Origin of the sequence: Corynebacterium sp. MSK032 (assembly GCF_030232065.1) — a bacterium.
In the GTDB taxonomy this organism is placed as follows: domain Bacteria; phylum Actinomycetota; class Actinomycetes; order Mycobacteriales; family Mycobacteriaceae; genus Corynebacterium; species Corynebacterium jeikeium_D.
In genome coordinates this window covers 36,353-59,772 of the sequence record NZ_JASPJR010000015.1, presented here as the reverse complement: position 1 = coordinate 59,772, position 23,420 = coordinate 36,353, and the positions used below count along the sequence as shown (strand labels likewise).

At 56.4% G+C, this 23,420-nt stretch carries 18 protein-coding genes; 5 read left to right on the top strand and 13 right to left on the bottom strand.

The window, feature by feature from the left end; genetic code table 11:
• Positions 1-175: 175 nt before the first annotated feature.
• A complete protein-coding gene (locus QP995_RS09275) occupies positions 176-1,705 on the bottom strand; it encodes a catalase (protein WP_284853144.1) in 1,530 nt (509 codons plus the stop codon).
• Between the two features lie 362 nt (positions 1,706-2,067).
• On the opposite strand from QP995_RS09275, the gene QP995_RS09270 reads away from it, so the two are divergent.
• The 4 genes from QP995_RS09270 to QP995_RS09255 all read left to right on the top strand — a co-directional run bounded on the left by QP995_RS09270 (position 2,068) and on the right by QP995_RS09255 (position 6,025).
• Positions 2,068-3,171, top strand: a complete 1,104-nt coding sequence (locus QP995_RS09270; RefSeq protein ID WP_284853143.1) for an efflux RND transporter periplasmic adaptor subunit — start codon at positions 2,068-2,070, stop codon at positions 3,169-3,171.
• Positions 3,172-3,180: 9 nt separating this feature from the next.
• Complete coding sequence (locus QP995_RS09265) at positions 3,181-3,918, top strand: ABC transporter ATP-binding protein (RefSeq protein ID WP_070767447.1); 738 nt, start codon at positions 3,181-3,183, stop codon at positions 3,916-3,918.
• A complete protein-coding gene (locus QP995_RS09260; protein WP_284853142.1) occupies positions 3,905-5,338 on the top strand; it encodes an ABC transporter permease in 1,434 nt (477 codons plus the stop codon). Before QP995_RS09265 ends, QP995_RS09260 begins: the two co-directional genes overlap by 14 nt.
• Positions 5,339-5,440: 102 nt before the next feature.
• Positions 5,441-6,025 (top strand): RNA polymerase sigma factor, encoded by a 585-nt coding sequence (locus tag QP995_RS09255; RefSeq protein WP_239272436.1) that lies wholly within the window; start codon positions 5,441-5,443, stop codon positions 6,023-6,025.
• 59 nt (positions 6,026-6,084) lie between these two features.
• On the opposite strand, the gene QP995_RS09250 is transcribed toward QP995_RS09255, so the two are convergent.
• The 5 genes from QP995_RS09250 to QP995_RS09230 form a co-directional block, all read right to left on the bottom strand.
• Positions 6,085-6,636 (bottom strand): hypothetical protein, encoded by a 552-nt coding sequence (locus QP995_RS09250; protein WP_038627393.1) that lies wholly within the window; start codon positions 6,634-6,636, stop codon positions 6,085-6,087.
• Positions 6,633-7,088, bottom strand: a complete 456-nt coding sequence (locus tag QP995_RS09245; protein ID WP_070566798.1) for a hypothetical protein — start codon at positions 7,086-7,088, stop codon at positions 6,633-6,635. Before QP995_RS09245 ends, QP995_RS09250 begins: the two co-directional genes overlap by 4 nt.
• Positions 7,075-8,196, bottom strand: a complete 1,122-nt coding sequence (locus QP995_RS09240; protein ID WP_284853141.1) for a hypothetical protein — start codon at positions 8,194-8,196, stop codon at positions 7,075-7,077. The genes QP995_RS09245 and QP995_RS09240 overlap by 14 nt, the downstream gene beginning before the upstream one ends.
• Positions 8,193-8,390 carry a hypothetical protein gene (locus tag QP995_RS09235; protein WP_005511694.1) on the bottom strand — a complete coding sequence of 66 codons (198 nt, stop codon included), beginning with the start codon at positions 8,388-8,390 and terminating at the stop codon, positions 8,193-8,195. The genes QP995_RS09240 and QP995_RS09235 overlap by 4 nt, the downstream gene beginning before the upstream one ends.
• Before the next feature lie 65 nt (positions 8,391-8,455).
• The gene (locus QP995_RS09230; protein ID WP_016421902.1) at positions 8,456-8,983 is read right to left on the bottom strand and encodes an Asp23/Gls24 family envelope stress response protein; all 528 of its coding nucleotides are present in this window, start codon (positions 8,981-8,983) and stop codon (positions 8,456-8,458) included.
• Positions 8,984-9,806: 823 nt separating this feature from the next.
• Here QP995_RS09230 and QP995_RS09225 point away from each other — a divergent pair.
• Positions 9,807-10,439 carry a trypsin-like serine protease gene (locus QP995_RS09225; RefSeq protein WP_070827622.1) on the top strand — a complete coding sequence of 211 codons (633 nt, stop codon included), beginning with the start codon at positions 9,807-9,809 and terminating at the stop codon, positions 10,437-10,439.
• A gap of 106 nt (positions 10,440-10,545) precedes the next feature.
• Here the strand turns inward: QP995_RS09225 and QP995_RS09220 are convergent, their stop codons facing one another.
• The 7 genes from QP995_RS09220 to QP995_RS09190 all read right to left on the bottom strand — a co-directional run bounded on the left by QP995_RS09220 (position 10,546) and on the right by QP995_RS09190 (position 22,549).
• Positions 10,546-13,764, bottom strand: a complete 3,219-nt coding sequence (locus QP995_RS09220; protein ID WP_070827620.1) for an LPXTG cell wall anchor domain-containing protein — start codon at positions 13,762-13,764, stop codon at positions 10,546-10,548.
• Positions 13,764-14,696 carry an isopeptide-forming domain-containing protein gene (locus tag QP995_RS09215; protein ID WP_180950674.1) on the bottom strand — a complete coding sequence of 311 codons (933 nt, stop codon included), beginning with the start codon at positions 14,694-14,696 and terminating at the stop codon, positions 13,764-13,766. The genes QP995_RS09220 and QP995_RS09215 overlap by 1 nt, the downstream gene beginning before the upstream one ends.
• Positions 14,689-15,702: a class C sortase gene (locus tag QP995_RS09210; protein ID WP_222865148.1), complete on the bottom strand. Its 1,014-nt coding sequence runs from the start codon at positions 15,700-15,702 to the stop codon at positions 14,689-14,691. The genes QP995_RS09215 and QP995_RS09210 overlap by 8 nt, the downstream gene beginning before the upstream one ends.
• A 237-nt stretch (positions 15,703-15,939) precedes the next feature.
• Positions 15,940-17,574 carry a SpaH/EbpB family LPXTG-anchored major pilin gene (locus QP995_RS09205; RefSeq protein WP_070652809.1) on the bottom strand — a complete coding sequence of 545 codons (1,635 nt, stop codon included), beginning with the start codon at positions 17,572-17,574 and terminating at the stop codon, positions 15,940-15,942.
• Between the two features lie 669 nt (positions 17,575-18,243).
• Positions 18,244-18,603 (bottom strand): hypothetical protein, encoded by a 360-nt coding sequence (locus tag QP995_RS09200; protein ID WP_005511660.1) that lies wholly within the window; start codon positions 18,601-18,603, stop codon positions 18,244-18,246.
• Positions 18,604-18,778: 175 nt separating this feature from the next.
• A complete protein-coding gene (locus tag QP995_RS09195; RefSeq protein WP_005511695.1) occupies positions 18,779-19,534 on the bottom strand; it encodes a class F sortase in 756 nt (251 codons plus the stop codon).
• 9 nt (positions 19,535-19,543) lie between these two features.
• Positions 19,544-22,549, bottom strand: coding sequence for a VaFE repeat-containing surface-anchored protein (locus QP995_RS09190; RefSeq protein WP_284853140.1), 3,006 nt, complete (start codon positions 22,547-22,549; stop codon positions 19,544-19,546).
• Between the last annotated feature and the right edge of the window lie 871 nt (positions 22,550-23,420).

The following is a 23,420-nucleotide window of genomic DNA, read 5'->3' as shown; positions in this document are numbered from 1 at the left end:
TGCAGGCAACCACAAAGCCGTGGCTGTCATGCACAGACAGAAGTTTTAAATAAAGCGTTAGCCCTGCAGATGGTTCAACCATTTGCAGGGCTAACGCTTTTCTATTTACTTTGATCTACCGCGTGACTGTGCAGCTCTACTCTGCGGTTTTACTGCACAGCCCTACGCGGTTGCTTTACTTCGTTGCCTTAAAGCGCTTTTCCACCTCGGCACCGAGCCAGGAATCAACGTTGGTCCAGTACTGGTAGACACGCTGCTCCACCTCTGGGGAAACACCCTGCATGGCACCGACGATGTTGTTTGCCAAGCGATCGCGCTCGGCATCGTCCATCACGTTGCGAACAAGGTCGCCTGGCTGCGAGAAGTCATCATCCTCAGGGTGCTGCACGTAGGCGCCAGCGTAGAACTCTTCGCCCACGCTCTCCCACTGACCAAAGGCACCAGCATCGATCTGGCCGGCGTGACCGGAGCGCACTGGGCAACCAGCAGCCTTAGCTGCAGCCGCAGTATCGGCCTCCGGACCGCGAGCAGTGGCGTTGGAGCCGTGAACCGGCAACTTCGGATCCGAGTAGTAGTACGTGGCCGCACCATCCTGCGAGAAGGAATTCACTGGGCAGCGAGACTGGTTCACCGGCAGCTGATCGCTGTTGACGCCAAGACGGTAGCGGTGCGCATCAGCGTAGGAGAACACACGCGCCAGCAGCATCTTGTCCGGCGAGAAGCCGACACCCGGGACCGTATTCGACGGTGCGAAAGCGGCCTGCTCAACCTCAGCAAAGAAGTTGCCCGGATTGCGGTTCAGAGTGAAGTGGCCGACCGGAATCAGCGGGTAGTCCTTCTGAGACCAGGTCTTGGTCAGGTCGAACGGGTTCACCTTGTAACTGGCGGCCTCGTCGTAAGGCATGATCTGCACCTTGACGTCCCAGGTTGGGTAGTCGCCGCGCTCAATCGCCTCGAAGAGATCCTGGCGAGCGTGGTCGGTGTTTTCGCCTACCAGCTCAGCGGCCTCATCATCCGTCAGGAAGTCCCAGCCCTGGCGAGTCTTAAAGTGGTACTTAACCCAGAAACGCTCACCTTCAGCGTTAATCCACTGGTAGGTGTGGGAACCGAAGCCGTCCATATGACGGAAGTCCTTCGGAATACCACGGTCACCCATCAAGTAGGTGACCTGGTGAGCGGACTCCGGAGAGGCAGTCCAGAAATCCCACTGCATATTGGCATCGCGCAGGCCCGTATCCGGCAGGCGCTTCTGAGAGTGGATGAAGTCCGGGAACTTAATGCCATCGCGGATGAAGAACACTGGAGTGTTGTTGCCCACGATGTCGAGGTTGCCCTCTTCGGTATAGAACTTCAGCGAAAAGCCACGCACGTCACGCCAACCATCCGGGGAGCCCTGCTCACCAGCGACAGTGGAGAATCGCGCCAGCATCGGAGTGACAGTGTTCGGCTGGAAGACGGCAGCCTTGGTGTACTTGGAGACATCCTCGGTGACGGTCAGCTCACCGAAAGCACCTGCGCCCTTAGCGTGAACAACGCGCTCCGGAATGCGCTCACGGTTGAAGTGCGCGAGTTTTTCCAGCAGGTGGACGTCGTGGAGGTTAATACCTCCCTGTAGGCCGTTGGTTTGCGAGTGCTGCTCTGTAGGAACCGGCGCACCGTTGAGACGAGTGGTCGGACCATTGGAGCCTTCATAGAGATTCGACATGGGGGCGTTTCCTCCTAAAGACAAGGGCTAGATAACAGTCACAACATGCCCTGACGTTTTCCACCCTACACGAAGTTTCATATTGTTCCTATTAGTTGTCCGCGATTGATATGCGGACTTAATCATTAGTCCGATTAGGTTCGCTGTATCAGCGACAAACAACCGACCCCAAAAGGGCAGAATTTCCTCCACGAAAACCGCACACAATGACCGTCGAAAAGCACTTACTGCGTTTTCAAGCAATGCCTATCAGCGGTGAATAAAAGGTATAGCCAGCACTACCACTGCCCACAGGCGTTGAGGGTAGGATTTCTCGCGTACCACGCTGTCAATTTGGATTCTGATCGGATACTTCTGCAGACATGAAAAAACAAGGGAGGGGCGCGAAAGCGCTCACAGTCTTCAAGTACACGCTGGCGTTGCTGGCGACCGTTGCGCTTCTCAAGATCGCATTCTTCCCCGCTAACGACGAGGACTATGCGCAAGCAACCGGTGATTTCTCCCAGCCCACCACGGAGCTATCCCCTCAGCGGATCAATAACACGCAGAAGCTGTCTGCCACCATCGTCCCGGACGAGCCCACCGTGATCCGCGCCAACGCTTCCGGTGAAATCACTGACGCCTATGTCAACAGCGGCGGCAACGCCGTAGAGGGGCAAAACCTGCTTCAGGTGAAGAAGACCTCGGTATCTGAGACTGCCAGCACCTCCGGCGGCGCGGATTCCGATGAAGAAGGCGCCGCAGCCGCCGCACCCGAAACTACCGTGACCTGGGGCAACATCACCGCTAAGGCTTCCGGCACTGTGCAGTGGGATATCGTCATCGGCCAGACGGTTGAGATCGGCCAGGAAATTGGCACGATTTCGCCGAACAGCTTCCACGCCGTAGCACCTATTAAACCGAGCCAGCTGTACACGCTGGGAGACTCGATTAACAATGGCCGCCTCGCTATCACCGATGGCCCGGCACCGTTTTTGTGTGATTCGGTGAAGACTGTCACTGGAAGTAGCGCGGGCTCGCAGAACACTGGCGCCGGGGATGGCGCTGGCATGGGCGCCACCGCTGCTGGAAATTCCTCGGGCGGCCCACAGCTGCGCTGTGACATTCCCGCAGATCAGACCGTCTACGAAGGTGTTCCTGCCACGCTGATTCTTGGCAGCGGCACCACCTCGGAGGTCCCGGCACTGCCGGTGACCGCGGTGGAGGGACGCTTCCGCGAAGGTGTCGTCTACGCTCCGGCTAAGGATGGCGGCAAGCCCACCAAAATCAAGGTTGAACTGGGCGCCAACGATGGCACTTTCATTGAGATCAAGCGCGGCCTGAAGGAAGGCCAGCAGGTTTTGGAGTACGCGCCTTCCTACAAGGACGATTCCGCCGGCGACGGCACTGACACCGGCACTGGCGCTGGTGATGGCAGCGACACCGGCTTCGATGAGTCCGGCGATGACGCTGGCTCTGAAAAGTAGGCCCGCGCCATGCTTAGTTTGACCGCAGTCACTCGAACAGTGACGCTCCCCAACGGCGAGGAGCTGCCTATTTTGAAAGGCATCGACCTCGACGTGCCACGCGGTGAGCACCTCAGCATTGTCGGCCAGTCCGGTTCGGGTAAGTCAACGCTGCTGAACATCATTGGCATGCTCGATTTGCCGGATTCTGGCACGTACACGTTCGACGGCACTGATATTTCCACTTTGTCGGACAGGAAACGCGCTGCACTTCGTGGCGATAATTTGGGATTCGTCTTCCAGCAGTTCAACCTCTTCCCCTCCCGCACCACGCTGGAAAACGTCGAGGTTCCGCTGATGTACGACCGAGGTGAGAAGTTCTGGAATCGCACCGAGCTCGCCGCCGCGATGCTGGAGCGCGTCGGCCTGGGCGATCGCCTAGAGGCCACGCCTTCGCAGCTTTCCGGTGGTGAACAGCAGCGTGTGGCTATTGCCCGCGCGCTCGTGCGCCAACCGCAACTCATTCTTGCCGATGAGCCCACCGGTGCGCTCGATGTCGACACCGGCAAGATCGTCATGAATTTGCTCGAAGAAGTCGCGGCGGAAAACAACGCTGCGTTGATTCTGATTACGCACGATTTAGAGGTCGCCGAGCGCGGCGATCGGGTGCTTGAGCTTCGCGACGGTCAGTTGCACGCCGACTCCGTCCTGCTATCTGCTGCCAACGTCATGCACGGCTCCGAGGAGGTTGCTGATGACGACGAATAATGAAACCGAATCGAAGTCACGGCCTTCCTTCTTCTACGCAGCAACGCCTTATCTCGGCGCTCTGCTGGAAGCCTGGCATGAGCTGCGCATTAACCGTGGCCGCATCATGCTGTCGCTGGTCAGTGTGGCCGCCGCAGTGTGGGCGATGACCACAGTGATTGCACTTGGCAATATTCTCACCAGCTCTCAGGATGCGGTCACCGCACAGAGCACGGGTGTCGCCGGAACGGTCACGTTGACTGCCGGAGCGGGTAGTTCCGATTCCGAGGAAGGCGGTAACTTTGGCGACGGCGGCTTCAGCGGTGACGGCAGCGCTGGCACCATGGCCGATAGCTTTGGAAGCTTCGGCGGCGAGGGCACCGGCGGAAACGGGCCGGACGATTTGAGCGTCATCAACCCGGACGGGTCTATCAATGACGCCTTTTCCACTGCCACACACCGCCTGGTGGAGACCACCCATGCCAACTTGTGGTCACGAGTTCGCATGCAGCCAGCGACTCCCGAGCAAAATATGGATGACTGCGCTCCGGATGATTACGAGTGTTTTTCGCCAGGTACTCCCGAGCTGATCGCCGCTGACCCAGGCTGGTTCGACATCTACGCCCGCACCATCGTGCAGGGACGCCGTTTGGAAGATGCCGATGGCCAGCGCTTGATGAACCCCGTAGTGGTCAACGACCAGTTCTACGAAAGTCTGGGCAACCCAGCACTAGCCGACCATCCAACCTTCAGGTTGAAGGAAACGGGTAACACCACCTTCACCGTGGTGGGAGTGTATAAATCCCTCGGATCGTGGGACGCCCCGAGCATTGTCACGCACTATGATTCCTTCCTCAACGCCGGCTACGAGGGACAGGTGGGTGAGCCGCAACTTCTCGTCGCAACGCCTGAAGAATCCGCGAAGGAGAACCAGAAAGCGCTGCACAACATTTTCCAGGCGGAGCTTGGCCCCAGCTGGAAGGTGAATACCTCCCTGTCGGAGAAGGACACGCAGATTTCCCAGGAGATGAATAACACCATCACCACTGCGCTCGGCATTATCGGCGGCATTGTGATTGCGCTTGGCGCATTGGGGCTGCTCACGGTCTCAATCGTCACCATTGGCCACCGCGTCCGTGAGATTGGTATTCGTCGCGCAATGGGCGCGTCGGCAGGCAGGATCTTTATCTCTGTGTTCTTGGAGTCGATTGTCGCCACGACGGTGGCGGGTGTGGTTGGCGTGATTGCCTCGATCATCACGGTCAAGCAGCTGCCGCTGGATAAGATGCTGGCGTTGCCGCTGGAGACCGGTGCCGTGGCCTACCCCGTCACGGCCGCTGTGATTGGCGTGCTGGTCGCAACATTAGTGGGTGCCTTGGCGGGCATCATCCCCGCCACTATTGCCGTCCGCGTCAAGCCCATCGACGCCATCCGCTTCTAGCATTTCAGGCCCTAGTTCGCCTGGCTGCGTCGCCGCCTGCTTTTTGCAGGTGAGGCCACGTACAGCCAGGCGAATTATCTTTAGGTTTTAAGTTGCTAAGCTATGTCCATGACTCCCGCACGCCTCGTCTCTAATGACGAATACATCACGCAGCTGGCGCTGAAAGCCGGCCGCGGTGATCAGGCTGCGCTGACGGAGTTCGTGCGGCTGACCCAGAAGGACGTGTGGCGTCTGGTCGCACATCTGGGCGGCGTTGATGCTGCGGATGATTTAACGCAGGAGACGTACCTGCGCGTGATGGGGGCACTTCCCCGCTTTGCGGCGCGTTCTTCTGCCCGCACGTGGCTGTTGTCGCTGGCCCGGCGCGTGTGGGTGGATTCGGTCCGCCATGATTCGGCACGCCCGAAGAAGTCCGCGATGGAAGTAGAAAACGCTGCCGAGCAGTTCACAACCGGCGAGTCGTGGTCTGAGCTCGCTGATGCCCGCGTGCTACTGGAGCAGCTGCCGGAGGAACGCCGCGAGGCACTCATTCTGACGCAGGTGCTGGGTTACTCCTACGCGGAGGCCGCGGAGATCGCAGGTTGTCGCGTGGGCACTATTCGCTCACGCGTCGCCCGTGCGCGCCGCGATTTGGTTGCCGCACTTGGCGACGGCGACAGTGTCAACGGCGACTCTACAGCTGTTTAGGCCCGTTCCAGCCAGAGGACGTAGCTAGCCGTTGTAGGTTGTCTCTCCCGCGAGGCTAACTAACGGTCCAGTTCGATTTTGTAGGTCGAGGCAATATCCGCATGGCCGAGGGCATCACGCATTTCACGCTCCGCGTTTTTCAGGGCAGCTACAACGGCGGGGAGGCTCGCCTGCGGCGGCATCGCCACAGTCACTTCTAACGTCGGGATTCCATTATCCCGGTAGACCCGTGAATCCGCCTGGTTGATGTGGGCGTTGCGCTCTAGATCGGTGCACACCGCATCGGCAACATCGGCGACCGGCAGCGAAATCTCTCCTAACTTTTCCTGTGATTCGGATGCGGAAACCGTGCTGAACCGGTGTGATCGCAGATTAGCGACCACCAAGCTGCAGCCGACCACCGCTAGAATCGCTGTAATTACACCGAGGACGGGAACATACCAGCTTTGCTCAGGTATTTTTCCCCAGGATTCCATCCGCCCGGTGTCATGAAGCCACTGTGCAGGAGCGACATCGAAGTAGCTAGCAATCGCCCATGTTGCTACCAGTAGTAACAGCGCTGAGAAGAGGAACAACACAATTCGGTCGAATACGCTTACTGATGTTTTCACTTGTCATCACCTTCGTATCCGCCGTGAGTTCCGGAAGCAAGTGCCGTGCCATTCTGGATTTCTTGGTAGTCAGACTCATGCATCCAAACTGGCAGGTTGCCATCGTCATCGACGCGTACATACCGGCGCGGGGCGGGAAGAAACACCGCGATGAGCTGTCCCAGCCCATAGATTGCAGCGAGGATTCCGACGAGGAGCAACACCCATGACGCGGCTGAGCCCTGTGGGTTGCTGAACCAGTCGAATACCGGTTGTAACCATGAGGTGTCACCTGAGCTATTGGCGCTAATGATTGCTTCTCTACCTGCGACTATGGCCGCTGCAATCATCAACAGACCGGCGAAAACCCCCAGCCCGCGGACCTTTGGTGATTGACGCGGGTCACGTCCCTGGCGAGTTTCGACTGACTCGTCCGAGACCACCGCGGCCGATGACCTCTCAGTCGGCGTCATAGGGTGTCACCTCAATCTTTTTCAGTGGGCGCGGCTCTGGCGTGCTTACCACCACGGTACGTGGTTGTGGCACGGATACCGGGCGCAGCTGCTCCTGTCGTGGTGCGCGAACCTGTTTCAACCGGGTTGGACGCGGCACTTTAACCGGCCGTAGTAGCGCTGGTCGTGGCGTCTTAACGTTAATTGTGCGTGGCGACGGCACTCGTACCGGACGCAGCTTTGGTTGCCGGGGGACACTCACCTGTACCAAGGACGACGGCTTTGGTGCTGTAACCTTTCGCAGATGAATTGGCCGTGGAGTTGGTGTGCGACGCACCTGTACCGGCTTCGGTGCCGAGGTGCGAGCCACTGGCAGCGGCCGTGGCACAACAATGCGACGGGCCGGTTGCGGCTTCGGTGCCTTAATAGCTACAGCTGGTAGCGGCTTCGGCGCTATAACCGAGCGTACCGGTTGTGGAGCAGGTGCTGGGACGCTGCGTACTCGTTCTGGGCGCGACGGAGTAATGCTGCGTACTGCCTGTGGCTGCGGCACTGAAATACTGCGTACCGGCTGCGGTGTCACCGGCTGAATGCTACGCACTAACTGTGGCTGCGGTACTGAAATACTGCGCACCGGCTGCGGCGTCGGCACGGCGATGGACCGCACTTCTGGGACCCACCGCACCTGCGGGGCGGTCACTACCTGCTGGTTCACCCGGACAGGTGTCAACTGCGGGTGATCCGAAAAGTGCGCTAAGTCCTGCCGGGTGACACGCACGTGCCCGGGTTCGACGCTGTCGATGTCAACATCGACGGTGACATTTTCAAAACCGGCCATATCAGCGAGCCAGGCGGCGACGCTTGAACGAATGCGCACTGCAATTTCCGCTGTCGGTGCCGGCCATGATGCAACGGCGCGAACTGCGACTCGAACTGCACTAACGGCATTGGTCGTGGCAGAACTAGGAGCAATCTCACTGTCGATAGAGACAATTGGATAGTCGCGCCCTAGCACACGGGATTGGTCGAGGGTGCCGGGAACCGCGCGCACGGCCATCTCTACGATGCGGCGGATCGCCTTTTCGCTTACGACGGTAGTGCCACGCGTTGCTGGAACGTGGATAGTCACCGTCGGCGGCCTCCTCGGTTGAACTTACGGTTGAGCTCTGGCGCATCGATTTTGCCATCGAGTACCGCACCGGCTGCACCGGCCAGACCTCCGAAGGCAATAACCGCAAGAAAGCCCGTGAAACCACCAATCATTGCGGCGAAGCACAGGACAACGGCAATCGTCGCGAAAGTCTTTGTGTAATTATCGAACATGAAATTCCCCTTTATACGGGCTTAACTGCCCATCCTGCCCTGCTTCGACGCGCAATAGTTGTTAACTACTGGACGCGTGGCTGCTCCTTGGGCTCGTTAGCAGCTGCGATGGCCTTGCGCTGCTCTTCGCGCTGCTTAGCGGCCTCTTCTTCGCGCTCCTGCGGGGTCTGGTAGTCGGTGTGAACATCGGATACGTCGACATTGACTTCAGTGACCTCGAGGCCGGTCATACGCTCAACGGAGCTAATGACGTTCTGGCGGATAGCCTCTGCCAGCTCGTGGATGGCAACGCCGTACTCAGCGATGATGGTGACGTCGACTGCAGCCTGGCGCTCGCCGACCTCAACGGCAATTCCCTGGGACACGTTGGCGCTGCCGCCGGAGACAAACTCACGGACGGAGCCAGCGAAGCGATCCATGCCACCACCAAGGTCATAGACACCGGAGACCTCGCGGGTAGCGATGCCTGCAATCTTGGAGACGACGCTGTCGTCGATAGAAGTGTGGCCGTGACCGGTTCCCTTATTCGCGGAGTCCGAGCCAGCCTGAGTTGCCGGGGTGTTCTTAGCAGTGTTCTTTGCGTTGTCAGCCATGATGTGCCGTTCCTGTTCTCAGTGTTGTAGACGAAATGTCTGGACAATGCCGATGCTATAGCCGCCACAGGCAATCTGCAGTGCGACTAGGAGTACATAGCTGCGTGAGACCCCCTCTAGTAGGGCTTTCGTTATAAAAAATTCTTAGATAACCGGATCGCAGATTTGATTTGTTTTTGCCCACAGCCTTCCGGGTATTTTTGTATTTTTGGATTACTCCTGCGTGACGGCAGTTTTTACCTGCCATTCACGGTTCTGATGTTACGAGCGGCCCCCACTTGCCTGCAGAATGCTAACAAATTCAACAACTTTGTATAACAAGGTGCAATTTGCGGCACTATTCCATATTTCGACGTTGGATTAGTACCGGCCCTGGTTGGAACTCGTGCGCGCCACGATTTGGTTGCCGCGCTTGACGACGGCGACAGTGCCAGCGGCGACTCTGCTGCTGGTTAGTGCAGCTGTTTAGCCATGCTCCCCCGATAGGCGTTGCCCTTTTTGCCACCCCATTTTTGGAGCGCTATCGCACATGATTGCTCAGTTGAGCGTAGGTTCTGCCTTAACTGATAGTTTTATACATTTCCTTATATTCGCGATACGAAACGGGTATATAAACTGCCCGGCACGCTTAAGTTCCATCTTTTTCGACGAGATTAGCTTCGTTTTTGCGCATCTTTAGGATGATTGGACGCTTACCATGCGCGTTCGTATTCGCCCTCTAGGAAAACCAACCAGAGGAAATGCTTTTCAATGTGCGACCTGGAAGCGCCAGAACCAGTTTTTGGGCCGCCACCGACCAACTCACTGAGGAGCAGATTTCCCCATGAATAGACCTTCATGGATTTTCACTGTCACTGCCATCATCACGGCTACAACCGGACTACCGGCCTACGCTGCCACTATCAACCAAGGTGATCCAGTTGTTATCGTTCACGCTAATGGGCCACAAGCCAGTGTCTGTACAGCTGGCTACGTCGACAAAAGTAACTCTCAGATCTACACAGCAGGTCATTGTGGGCAAGAAGGAGACACGGTGACGGATGGGACCTTTCAGAAAATTGGAGTATTCCAACCGTCTCCCACCTATGACCATTCACTAGATACGGGAAACGATATCGGAGTTGTTTCGCTTGATGACCCCGCTATTGCCGGTGAGAATTCCTATTCGGGTGACTCAATAATATCCCCAACAGATGTTCAAACTGGTGAGACAGTCTGCATATACGGCAACACTACGGGGAAAGTGACCTGCGGTTTAGCCGCTGACCGAGAGGCATACCAAACCGAGGACAGTGCTCTACAGGTTCAAAATGTGCACGCTCAACGCGGCGACTCCGGTGGCCCAGTATGGGTCCCGGAAAGAGGCGCTGTCGGTGTTGTATCGACTACCTGGAACATCATCGATGGGAACGGGCAGCAGCTTGGCTCATACATCACTGCTAACTCACCCTGGTAAGAGGGTTTGGTGATGTAGGGTTTCCTGATGGGTGGGAAGCCAGCCTAGTTCTTTTACTGCCAAATGGGTTCTGTGCAGGCAACTGCACAGATCCCATTATTTGTTATTAGGCCTGCTGGCGGCGAGTCCAGAACCAACCGCAAGCTGCGATTACCGCACCGAACAGCGTCCAGAGCAGGACTCCGTTTCCACCGGTCTTTGGTAGCGTTCCGGTCTTGGTGTCGGTCACCTGCATGATCATGAGCTCGCCGGAGCCTTCGGCCTTAATCAGCGGGCTACTGCCACCCACCACCGAGATGGTGTACTCCTTAGTCTCCTGGTCAACTGAGATTTCAAAAGCTACTGGCTCTGGCAGCAGGCTAAGCCCTGCCGGCGACTTAGTCTCTACCAGGTAGAAAGTACCAGTTTCGTTAATCTCAATTGACTTCTGATCTGGGGTGATGGTGTAGACCGGTCCTCCGCTGAAATCCGGCTGACCACCTGCCGAGGGGTAGATATCGAAAGTCGCACCACCAAGCCCCGGTAGAACCTTGACTCCTTCGCCATCGACATATTCCGCCTTTTCCAAGGTCAGCTTGCCTGGCTTGGTGTCCGGCGCTTCGTAGTTATCGACTACACAGGAAATGGAAGACAGGACCTTATTGGATTCCGACATCTTCACCCGGAAGCCGAACTCGCCGACGTTTTCGACCTTCAGTGGTGAGGTCTTCCCGCCTCGGGTTTGAGTACACACCGCGTTGAAATCACCGGTGGAATCTAACGTGTCACCGCGACGGAACAGGGTGTAGCCCTGCTTCTGCGTTTCGGTGAGAACCAGCGATTGCTCACGTTCGCTTTCAATGTTCCACGATGCAGTACCCTTGTCGGATTCGGATCCGGAGGTCACCTTCATCGACTGATGGACCAGCGGACCGGACCCGGTGCCGATGACATTGTCATTTGCGGCAAGGGTAAATTCCCAGCCAGGGGCACCGTCTTCGAGAACCTTGCCGTTTTCATCGACAATGCGCTTCTTGACCTTCACAACTCCGTTACAGCGAGAAGCAAGTTGTTCACCAATCTGCTTCATCTGCGCGGCGAGCTTGGAGTACTGCTCGACTCGGATGGTGTCACCGGTGCCAGAAATATCCTCACCCATGGTCTTGACCCCACGCGGACCATAGGTCCACTTGGATTGATCACGCGTAATCTCGATATTCCTGCCTTGTGGGGTTCGCTCCCAAACCTTGAAACCACCATTCTTATACGCAATCTCGAAGTTAGCAGTAGTATCATCGCCCACATAACTTGCTGCATCTACGTACTTATTCGTGAACTGCCAATAAAGTCCGGGCTCTGAAATGCTTGTGCCACTCTTCCACCAACGTACATTCTTTAGTACGAGATCCTGAGTAACAGTTGTGCGCTGAGCATACTTTCCACCTACAGTCAGGTCGACCATAATCGGGACGATGCGAGTTCCGGCCGCTTTCAGCTCATTAGCTGCATCAATTGCCTGGTTAAGGGCGGATTCTTGAACAAATTCGCCACCAAGTTTTAATCCGGGCGCTTTCGAGGAATATGTCGGCATACCGTCGGTGATGAAGTACACCACGTCATAGTTTCCTGCCGCGACCTGCTTGAGGCCTGCCTCCCAGTTGGTCGAGCCGTCGCCTTGCCAATTAGCGACAATGCTCTTTGCCCGGTTTACACCTTGTTCTGATTGCAACGAGATGTAAGGAGGGTTCTGCCCATAGGTTGAGCCGTTTGCAGCACGTGGCGCTCCACCCGCGAAGTTGTAGATACCCAGTTCTGCAGGGGTTCCAGCCAGCGAATCAATCAAAGCATTTGCCGCCCGCTTCGACTCGGTAAAGCCATTTGAATCAGCGTAATTCAGTGAGGTGGACAGGTCGGCCACCACAGCAATGCGCAGGCCACAGCGCTGCGGCATCGGCGGATTAGCGACACGTCCGTGAACCCACTGAGCTCCATCCGGCGGAGAGATAATCTCCGGTGGTTTTGGTGTGCTCTTTTTCTCTCCGTACACATCGAGCGTCACCTTCAGGTTCTTGTTCTGTGAAAGATTATTGGTGAAGGTAAACACTGCATCTTTAGGCACGAGAGCAGAGTCAACCGGCTTGCCGTCCTTTACCGGTACGACATCCATAGTGATGAACCCATTGCCGATGTTGACGTTGCGCTTCAGCAAAGTCACACCTGGTTCAATTTGGTCCAGCGTGAGGTTGTACTTCTGCGGATCCAAGAAAGTCGCGTCAGTTTCGATACGCACCGTTGCATACTTCATGTGAGACTCCTCAGTCACCTTAGCCGTAAAGGCATTGGGCTTCTTCGGATCTACTGGGTCAGCTTTAACTGCAAACTCGTGACCGATGGCGTCAAAGTGACGCCCTTCGACAGCCGGTGGCTTGGGGTCTTCGGAGGAATTTGAGCAGTTTTTAACTTCACCACTTAGATTGAAAGTCCACTCGGTACGCGCATTCGGAGCAAGCTTAAAACCTGGCTGCGCTACAGCAGTGACTTTGACAGTTCCTGGCTTGTTCTGCTCATACACATGAGGTCCGGCAGGCGCCTTTTTTGCGTTGAGGTAGTAATCAACTCCCTTGGTGTCCGGGATATTGATGTAAGCCTTCTCCACGCACTCCGGTGCAGTTGCAGGGTCGACAAGAGTCGGTTCTGCTGGAGTTATCGTTCCCGGCTCCGGTTCCGGCTCCGGGGTCTCTGGCTCGGTGGGCTCAGTCGGCTCTGTTGGATTTGTCGGCTGGGTAGGCTCCGTCGGGTCCGTTGACGGATCTGTTGGCTGACTTGGATTGGTGGGCTCAGTAGAACCTGCGGTAGTGCCACGAAGAGTCAGAGATACGCTGCCCGTTGCTGCGCTATTATTGATCCATAACTCTAAGTTAATTTTATCGCCCGCTTTCACCGTTTGATTTAATCCACTGTGCACAATTTCAAACGGTGCCCGTCGCGCCTCATAAGGCGGTCGACTCTGGTCGAACTGAGCTGGAATCATCCTGCCATTAATGCTCAATTCATAAGTTTGAAGCCACTCCGAGCCGCCAACATTGAACTGGAGACTGTCAATCGTCGCGTCACTATTAACTGTGAACTCAAACTTCGCGTCGCCCGGATTTGGCTTCGCCTTGATCTTCTTAAACTCATACTTCGGCGGGGTGGTCGGAATAACCTCCGTCTGTGCCTGCGCCTGTGGCGCGTTGGGCGCAAACGCCTGACCGCTGACAACGAGAGCTACCGCTAGCAAAGCAGCCAAGAACATGCGAAGCACAGTTCGCAGTGAATCCGGCAAGCGGAATGTTGTCGAAAACATTAGTTCTTCCTACTTTCTGAGTTCTTCCTGCTAGCGGCGATAATGACGAATCCTCCACCAATCAGGGCTGCGGCGAGAGCTACCAGCCCTGCCACCTGTACACCGGTAAGCGCCAGCGAGCCGGAACTTCCGCTGCTTCCGGAGCTCGACGAGGATCCAGAAGAGTCCGAAGGTGTCGAGGTCCCCGGCTCATCAGGTGGCGTGGAGGTAGTCGACGGGGTCGTCGAGGTTCCCGGTTCACCCGGTGTTGTCGGCGTCGTTGGCGGGGTCTTCGGCGGAGTCGATGTGCCCGGCGTCGTCGGTGGAGTCTTAGGCGGTGTTGCCGGCGGCGTCGTTGGTGGGGTCTTCGGCGGCGTCGTTGGAGGTGTCGACGGTGGTGGCGTCTCCCCCGGCTTATGCGACTTCGCCACAATGACGCCCTCTACCGGCGTGGAGTCATAGCCCGCACCGTAGAACGGCACCGATACCAAGAAGGAGTTGATCTCCCGGTAACTGTCATTCGGAGCCGTCGAGGTCACAAGATAGATGCCCTCCGGCAAATCACTGAATTTAACAGAGCCGTTTTCGTCAGTGACCTGGCTGAAGTGGAGGTCTTTCGGCCACTCGGCAAGCTCAGCTGCGGTGGCGTTTTCCACCTTCTCGCGGTCCTGCTGGCTCGCCGGCGAGATTCCCTTGAGACGTTCCAGATGAATGGTCACGCCAGAAATAGAGCCCGATGCCGACGAATTATCATCGTCCGGGTTTCCTGGGCTCAAGGTAATTCGCACAATGTCAGTGCCGCTCGTTGCTGAAACGCCCGGAGCGTCCACGCGTCCAACAATCCTGGCCGCGTTGGCGTCATTCGCGCCGATTGCACCCATCACTGCAACCAGAGCGCAGGCAGCTAAGAACGCAGCTATCCGGTTCCAGGTGGATGTCAAATATTTATTCATTGTCGTTTTCCCACCACGAAGTGTTGTTATTATCCTCGGACGCTGATTCGCTGCCGTCAGCGAGTTCATCGCTGTCTGCGTCGCCATCAGCAGTCTCGACGTCCGCGTTCTCGGCGTCGTCGTCAAGCTCTTCGTCGGCGTCGAGGCGTTGGCGCCAGAGCCACCACGCAAAGCCTGTGCCAAGCACAAACACCGCTACGAGCAGGGCGTACATCCACCACTGCCATCCAGCTCCGTGCGTTTGGTCGAAGACATTGCTTTCCGACGGATCCATCGGCACTTGGTGCCCACGCACTAGCAGACGATGCGTGTTGATTCCGTAAGGGGTGCAAGTGATGAGGGTGATGTAGTCCTGGCCTTCAATGGGACGAAGATCATCGGTCTCATGCGGAAGTACAACCTTGATTTGATCAATTTCGTACTTCAGCTTGTGGCCTGCGACCTGGATATAGAAGGCGTCTCCCTCTTTTGCTTTCCGCAGGTTATCGAAGAGCGTTACGTTAGTAAGTCCGGTGTGACCGGTAATGATGGAGTGGGTTCCAACACCGCCGACTGGAAGATCGGATCCGTATAGGTGTCCGAGCCCCTTGGCGAGCACCTCATCGCTGGTGCCGTGGTAAATCGGCAGGTCGGCCTGAATCTCTGGGAAAATCAGACGCGCCATCACGTCGGTAGCGTTTAGCTGATCGAGATAAGCGGCGTACTCGGGGTTGTGGTCATTAACTTCGTTAAGCCACGGGTCCAGAATCGGGCCGGTGGTTTGGCGCTCATTGTAAGCGTGCGCGCGCTCCCACTGTTCATCTTTAACGTCTTGGGGTACGGACTTTTCCAGCTTGGCGAACTCCTTGGCCGCCTTAGAAGTGCCGTAGTTGTTCAATGCCGTGGAGACAACCGGGTACAGCATCACAAGCAAACCCACAATCACCAGAATTGCGGGGAGAACCATGCTGTTCTTTTTCGCCTGATCAGGCTGTTCAGGCTGCTCAGCTGATGCGTCCCGCGTCAGAGTCGACGCAGAGTGTTTACCCACGGAGGAACTCCCAAGAAGTCAATCAAAAAGGGATGTGGCCTTTCTCTTTCTCACCGGAATGGGGATTCCCGCGGTTGAGAAAGAGCACATCGAAAGGCCGCAACAGTAATTTCAGTGATGCGCAAACTACAGGAATGGCGTGCGCTGTTGAACGCACGCTATTCCCTCAACACTGGAGCTAAAGCGCTCCAGTGACCGAGCCTTTACTCGGATTTAGTTCTTGGAACCGCGGCGGGCGAACCATGCACCAGCTGCGACGATAGCTGCACCGATAGCAGCCAGGATGCCGACACCGGCACCACCGGTCATCGGCAGGTTCGGGGTGGTGTCGTCGGAGTTAACAACCTCGCCTGGGTTAGCGCCGACCTGGACGGAAGCCAGCTGGTAGACGCGCTCCGGGTCAGTCGAGGTAGCAACCAGCTTGAACTCGAGTGCCTCCGGCAGCAGCTCCTTGCCCTTCGGAGCCTTGGTCTCAATCAGGCAGTAGTGGGACTGTTCGCCCTCGACAACCTCGGCGTTGTCTTCGAAGTCGTTGACGTGAAGACCAGTGATCTTGACGATACCGTCCTGGCCAGAGACGAAGGTGGTCTTAACCTCGCCACCCTGCTGACCGTTCACCGGAGTCCAGGAGTCCTTCTTGGTGGTGTCAATGTCGGAGCACTTCTGACCAGCAGTCTGACGGACAATCTGGAACTCGGCGCCTTCCAGACCGTTGCGGGCGCCATCAACCTTCTTGAACTGCAGGCCGCCCCAGTAGGTCTTGACCTCCGGAGTCTCCTTCGGGGTGCTGTTCTGGGAACCGTCCGGGTTGTTCTGGAAGACCCGAGCCTTGTTCGGCGCGATGTCGGTGTCCTTCGCGAACTCAGCCTTCAGCTTGGTGGTGATGGTAACGACCACCTTGTCACCGGCCACGAGAGTTTCAGCAACTTCAGGCTTCAGGTCGACATCGACCTTGTTGCCCTCGAAGAACTTACCGTCCTTGTCGTCGTCGGTAGACAGAGCCCGCTCCGTACCATCTGCCTTGACAACCTTGACATCAACCTTGGTGACTTCTAGCTTCGGGTCAATCTGGTCAGTGATCTGGAACTGGGTACGCTTGGCCTCCGGCTTCAGCTGGCGAGCGGTACCGGTCACGGTGTAGACCAGTGCTTCGTCGCCAGCATTCTGGTCCTTGTCCTTGACGGTCTTGGTCGGCTCTTCGTCCTTGTAGTTCTTCGGGAATGCGTGAACGTCGTAGTTCCAGGTGGTGCCCTGAGTCTCGTCGCCTGCCTTGCCATTGCTAGTCATCGGAACGAAAGCGATGAACGGAACAGCCGGGTCATAGCCTTCCTTCGGGCCGGTCTCAACAACCAGGTAAGCACCGAGATCGAGATTCTCGGAAACAACCCACTTGCCGTCCTTATCGGTCGTGCCGGTTGCGACCTGCGTCAGGGTACCGTTGTCAATCAGAGCCTGAGTCGCCTGGGTACCAGTAGCGAACTCGCCAGCCTTCAGCTTCGAAGCAGCCAGCAGGCCCTCGTTAGTGGTGACATCGATAGGGGTATTGCCATCTGCAGTCTTGTTGATCTTGTAGACGGTGAAGCCGACGCCTTCAAGCTTCTGGCCACCGTTTTTCTGAACATCCTCGACGTCAGCTGCGGTACCAGACGGCTGGCCTTCGCTGGTCGGGTTACCGAACTTGTGAATGGTGAGTGAGCCCTTGGCGTCCTTATTTACCAACGGGGAGTCGCCGGCAGCCTGGTTGATGGCAGTGTCCTGAGCAATTGCAGCCGGGGCGGAGACGCCCATCGACAGACCGACGATGGCAGCGAAGGTTACCGAGCGGGCGGTACGAGAGAACTTATTCACGAAAACAGGTCCTTTACAGAAGTCCAAAATGAAGCGACACGCTTCAATACGTCGCGCGATTCACTCCAGACGGCGACACCAACGTTCCCCGACTTGCCAAAACTGAGATTTTCCTTAAGGGAAAGACCAGTCTGTCTAACCTTTTAAGCCTAAGCGTTATGAACTTTAATGTTTATATGTTCAAACATTGCAGCTCTAGCCCATTGCTCGCCCGGTTAACAGCGCTCAGTGAACCGCTTATAAATAACTTAACTCGTTTCACTTCCAATCGATACCCGACGGTTACACACCGCCAAACCAAGCATCCAAGAAACCTACACAAACATAAGAATTGCAAGAGATTAATATCTTTTTATCGAGGTCACAGCGGTTTTTTCCAATCGCGGCCAAACCCCTCTCAATTCCCCACACAATCAAACCCACCCAAAAATGGGGGTAGGCAATTGCCCTATAGCGATGGCTCCTATGTCTAACCATTACCGCCGCAGAGCACGCCGGGAAAATGAGGACTTATCAACCTTCTTGTGTTTGCTGTCACAGCATCGTCGGTAAGCGAAAGCAAAAACCGTTTGAAGCAAAACGCCCCGCGGTGCACCACCCTGTGCTAGGACCTGTAAAGCACAGAGGCAGTAAGCGACACGGGGCGCGCTGTGGCGTCACAAGAGGCGTTTAGAGAACCGCCCAGTAGTGAACATCGTTGTAGCCGTTGAGCTTGAGAACGTCACCAATCTGATCGACCTTCTTCTTGCCCTCAGGGGTCATGCCATCCGGCATGATCTGCACGTCAGCGCTGTGATCGCCGGTGAAGGTGATGTTGACGTAGTCCTTGCCATCGCGGTGCTCAAGCTCGAAGACGTAGCGGTTGACGGCTAGCTTGCCCGAGTGGAGGAACCCACCCTTGCCCGGAGCGACAACTGCAGTGTCAGCAGAGTTTGCAGGTGCAGCTACTGCCTGTGCGGCAGTGGCAACCGGAGCGGCAAGCACGAGTGCGCCCACACCCCAGACACCGATTTTCTTCAACATGCTCATAGGTACTTCCTTATCTTCTGTGTTTCTGCAGGGTTTCTGCAGATTTGTTCTGTGTTTTTCTGCGACTGCCGGCGCCGCCGTTGTTCGACGGCGTTCAACAGCCACAGCCAATGAAATTGGTCAACTAGTTGAGGCTGAGCCCCAGCGCCCTAGTGCTCTGATCTAGCGCACTGGATTAGCGCACTGGAGTGGCCTCGACGATGATGTTGTCGGCGTAACCCAAGGTGCCGCCGACGAACTCGCCTCCGCAGGTGATGAGGACCAAGCGGTTCTCACCAACTGCGTCGTTGACAGCCTCGGGCATCTGGGCGCCCTTGACCACCTGGATTGGATCCTTGCTGACGGTGAAGTCTCGGCTTTCGCCATCTACCTTCACCGTGACAGTGTCACCAGCCTTCAGGTCAGCGAAACGTGCAGCGTAACCATCGCCCTGGTCCACCTCATTGACGTGGCCGGTAATGACGGACGATCCAGCAGCACCTTTCTCACCGGGAATCGCGGAGGCGGAATACCAGCCCAGGCGCGAAACGTCGGTCGGAGGAATCAGAGATCCCTGATCAGTCAGCTGAACGAAATCAATCGGAGCCGACTTACCGTCAATGAGCATCTCCATCTCGTGCACAGCTCCCCGAGAACCCTGTGCTGGAGTGGGCAGATTCTCTTGCGCACCTTCGAGCGCCGAATCATTGCGGTGCAGTTGGGCAATCACCAGCAGAGCGATAACGCCGATTAATGCGATAGCGGCGATATACACCCTTGGCTGCTTCCACCAAGGCACGTCCTGCAGGTCTTCGACTTGGCTGTCGGCCGGGTCTTCGGCCTGGTCAAACGGATCAACGTGGTCGAGTGCGCCAGTTTCGGTTTCCGGTTCGATGCCTGGTGTGTTTCCAGGTTCCTTGCCGGTCTCGTCCGAGCCAAACTGATCAGTCATGGAATCTCCTTAGTTGGTGGCTACCGTCGGCAGAGCGTGAGTAGCCAAACCGGTCGGGCCAGACGGAACCGAACTAATTGCACGTCGTTCCGAGTTCGGAGCCAACGGCTTTCCGTGGTTCTTCTGCTTATCCTGGCCAGTGCCACCGATGATGGTGACGTTGGTGTTGTTCTGCTCCGAGTGCTGATTAATCACAGTGGTCGGGGTGGCAGAGTCGCTGGTAGGTGCAGAGGAATCGTCGTTAGGCGTGTTCTGCTTGCCCTCATCCTTTGGATGCTCAGATGGCGTGTTCTCCGGGGTCTTGCCGTTCGTGACAGTCTGCTCCGCAGAGTTGATGTCCTTGTGGACAGCAACTTCCTTGCCATTGGCATCGGTCAGAGTCTCGAAGGCAACCTGAGAAGCGCAGTCGCCGTCGGTGATGATGATCGGAACATCAACCGTGCCGGCGGATGCCGTCGGCACAAAGTGCAGGCGGCTCCTAGCGCCAGTGGACTTGCCCGTCTCCTTGCACATCAGCTCACCGGTCAACGTGTACTTCGTGCCCGGCTTCAGGCCAGTGAAGTGCACGGTGTCGATGACGACAGCACCCTTCTCGACCAGACCCTTGCCGGCAATACCGGCAGTGGTCGTGATAGCTGGGTTGTCCTCAGATTGAGCTGGGGTGCTCGGGTGGTTCGGCTTGCTCGGCTTTTCCGGCTGGGCAGGCTTGCTCGGCTTGGACGGCTTTTCCGGCTGGGCAGGCTTGGTCGGCTTGGACGGCTTTTCCGGCTGAGCAGGCTTGGTCGGCTTGCTCGGCTTCTCTGGCTGAGCGGGCTTGGTCGGCTTGGACGGCTTTTCCGGCTGAGCGGGCTTGGTCGGCTTGCTCGGCTTTTCGGACTCGGACGTAGACGGAGTTGTCGTCTCAGACGGCTCTTCCGGCTGTGTCGTCTCCGGCTGCTCGGACGGCTCATCGTCGCTCGGCGTTGCCGGAACCGTGGACGTGGTCGGCTCAGTCGAGCTGGTCTCCGGTGCGATCGTCTCCTCGGACGGAGTTTCGCTTTCCTCAGTCGGGGTGTCTTCCGGCTTCTCCGGAACGTCGCCGGTCACGGTCTGGCTAGCGTCGTTGATATCTGCGTGGTCAGCGATCTCATTGACCTGACCAGCGCTTTCCTTACCAGTCGAGTCAACCTCATCAGAGGTCAGGTGCTCGAACACGACAGCCTCGGCAACAGGAGTCTTAACAGAGTCAGACACCTCAAGAGTGACAGTCACAGTACCGCTTGCCGACGTCGGCTTGAACGTCGCCTCGCCATGACCAATCACAGAGCCATCAGCCTTGTTAACCAGTTCACCGGAGAGGGTGTAGTTCTTACCAGGGACCAGACCCTCGAAATGCACGGTGTCGACGACCTTGGCATTAGCCTCAATGCGATTGCCCTGAAGCTCAGCTACCGTGCGCAGCTCCGGCTCCAGCGGCGTATCAGCTGGCTCGCTCGGCTTAGACGGTTCGGTAGTCTCAGTCGGCTCGGTCGGTTCCGTGGTCTGCGACTCAGTGCTGTCAGTCGGCTCGGTCGGTTCCGTCGGAGCGGCCGGCTTCGTGGACTCGGAGGTGTTAGGAGTAGTCGTCGAAGAGCTCGGCTGCTCTTCGCTTTCCGACGTCGCCGGAGTCTCAGACTCACTGGTCTCAGAAGTAGTGGTCTCGCTGGACGACGGCTCCGTTGTCTCCTCGGTCGTCGGGGTCTCTTCGGAGGTCGACGGCTGCTCCGGCTTTTCGCCGTGAACGGTCTGAGCTGCGTCGTTAATGTCCTCGTGGGAGGCGATCTCTACCCGCTGACCATCGGTGTTGTCCTGGCCATCGGCGGTGACCTCTGTCGAGGTCAGCTTTTCGAATGCAACAGCAGCGGAAACCGGCTCATCTACATCATCGGAGACGGTAATCATGACAGCCTGCTCACCCGAAGAGGTCTCCGGAGTGAATTCCACGCTGCCGGTACCCAGGATGCGATCAGCATTGGTCTTGTCCACCAGGGTGGCGTCCAGGCGGTAGTTCTTACCCGGAACCAGGTCGGTGAACTTCACGATGTCCTTAACCACAGCGCCCGCAACAATCTTGTTGCCGTTCAGGCGAGCCTGAGTGGAGATCGACGGCTTACGCGTGGTCGGCTTCTCCGGCTCGGATGGCTTGGTCGACTCGGACGGGGTCGTGGTCTCCGCAGGCGTGGTCGGTGTAGTCGGCTTCTCCGGCTCAGTCGGCTTTTCCGGTTCGGTTGGCTGTTCCGGCTCAGATGGCTTTTCTGGCTCGGACGGCTTCGCCGGCTCTGCCGGAACTTCACCGGAAGACGGAGTGACATTGTCAATCACAATGATGTCTTGTTTCTTACCATTGTTGAAAATGTAGCCAGTGCGGTTCGTACCGTCGACGGTGCCCTGACCGACGTTAGCCGGACCAGTGAGGTAGTCGTAGACAGCCTTCGTCGATGGGTTGTGAATGCCCTGGGAGAAGTCAATGTCATCGGAGAAGTGCCACAGAGCGAACTGAGTTGCGTTATTGGCATCCAGCACATTCAGACGTCCTTTAACTCCAGCCGCCTTCCCCAGTTCATCCAAACCAACAGCTGGAGAACCGTGGTGCGCAATCCAGTTGAGCTTCCGGTATCGGTCAAAGTCGTTCCGCAGCTTGTTATTGGTATCTGTACTGCGCGAGAACTGACTGAAGTTCTGCACACGACCGGTGTCATAAAGATCACCGGCGACGCTGGCCTCAATGCAGTAACCCATTTTGTGGCTACCAAATGGTGTTGCAGCCTCGTCAAATGCCGCAATGAGTGGCCCAAAATCACGGACATTTCCATTGGCTTCAACACCCTTAACGGTTCCAGGAACACTCAGAATCTTCTGAATCGTCAGGGTTTCGCCAGTGTCTTCTGCATCCTGCGCATGCGCAATTATTGGAGATTTAGCGAAGAAAAGAGCGAGCACAGCCATGAAGCTAAATAGCGCCAACCAGCGCTTCTCGTTTGTAAAACGACCGAACATGAGCCCTCCCCCTTCCTTCGATTTCAGTGCGTTATACACCTTTCGCTACCTTTCCAGCCTTCAATTAACAATCAATGACCACGCATAAGCGTCTCCAGCCCCCATCACAGGTAGCCCAGTTGACATCGCCTTCTAATTCTCATTTATAGCGTTGGCCGCCCCCGAATATAACAAATACATTTTATGTTTGTTAGACCATTTAATTGGCACCCCTATTTCCTTTTATTTCAATGTCGATAATTGTTGTTTGCATATTTTTTCAGGGGTAGCCGTATGGATACCGGGCAAATACTAACGTTCCACCTTCCTCTACGACGCCTAGCCATTCAGCCCAGATAAACCTCCATTACCTGCAGATATGAAGATTTTTCAATAAATCTCCACCCATTAATTCGGGTTGAAATGTCTCCCATGTCACGATTCTTATAATTGTGAGATAAGGCACAGCCAACACCCCACCCCCACCTAATGAAAATGCACCCCAATAATTTTCCGGACGCAATAATGACACCTCTGAGCCATTTGCAAAAACCCCCTAGGCGCATTTAATAAGCCACATAATTGTGCCTTAATTGCGGCTGCATAAATATTTGCCTCTCCGCCCTAGCCCTCTCCATCTGCAGTTAATAGACAAAAATGGGTCTGATTCAAGACATTCCAGCAGATCACGTTATGTAAATCGCGCCTGAATAGAGGGCTGCAAATGTGAAACTGTGCGAGTTTATGACACTTTCAAGCCATTTTTCGGGCCATTTTTGTCATAAACGCAGTCAGTAACTCGGATCGACCCCACGTCGCCAGCTATAAACGCAAAAAGCACCTCCCCACTCCACAAAGAGTGAGAAGGCGCTCGTGCGCTGTTACGCGCTAA

Bases quoted from the DNA above. Each gene is read 5' to 3' on its own strand.
- QP995_RS09275 (WP_284853144.1), bottom strand. From the start codon at position 1,705: ATGTCGAATCTCTATGAAGGCTCCAATGGTCCGACCACTCGTCTCAAC.
- QP995_RS09270 (WP_284853143.1), top strand. From the start codon at position 2,068: ATGAAAAAACAAGGGAGGGGCGCGAAAGCGCTCACAGTCTTCAAGTAC.
- QP995_RS09265 (WP_070767447.1), top strand. From the start codon at position 3,181: ATGCTTAGTTTGACCGCAGTCACTCGAACAGTGACGCTCCCCAACGGC.
- QP995_RS09260 (WP_284853142.1), top strand. From the start codon at position 3,905: ATGACGACGAATAATGAAACCGAATCGAAGTCACGGCCTTCCTTCTTC.
- QP995_RS09255 (WP_239272436.1), top strand. From the start codon at position 5,441: ATGTCCATGACTCCCGCACGCCTCGTCTCTAATGACGAATACATCACG.
- QP995_RS09245 (WP_070566798.1), bottom strand. From the start codon at position 7,088: ATGACGCCGACTGAGAGGTCATCGGCCGCGGTGGTCTCGGACGAGTCA.
- QP995_RS09235 (WP_005511694.1), bottom strand. From the start codon at position 8,390: ATGTTCGATAATTACACAAAGACTTTCGCGACGATTGCCGTTGTCCTG.
- QP995_RS09230 (WP_016421902.1), bottom strand. From the start codon at position 8,983: ATGGCTGACAACGCAAAGAACACTGCTAAGAACACCCCGGCAACTCAG.
- QP995_RS09225 (WP_070827622.1), top strand. From the start codon at position 9,807: ATGAATAGACCTTCATGGATTTTCACTGTCACTGCCATCATCACGGCT.
- QP995_RS09220 (WP_070827620.1), bottom strand. From the start codon at position 13,764: ATGTTTTCGACAACATTCCGCTTGCCGGATTCACTGCGAACTGTGCTT.
- QP995_RS09215 (WP_180950674.1), bottom strand. From the start codon at position 14,696: ATGAATAAATATTTGACATCCACCTGGAACCGGATAGCTGCGTTCTTA.
- QP995_RS09200 (WP_005511660.1), bottom strand. From the start codon at position 18,603: ATGAGCATGTTGAAGAAAATCGGTGTCTGGGGTGTGGGCGCACTCGTG.
- QP995_RS09195 (WP_005511695.1), bottom strand. From the start codon at position 19,534: ATGACTGATCAGTTTGGCTCGGACGAGACCGGCAAGGAACCTGGAAAC.
- QP995_RS09190 (WP_284853140.1), bottom strand. From the start codon at position 22,549: ATGTTCGGTCGTTTTACAAACGAGAAGCGCTGGTTGGCGCTATTTAGC.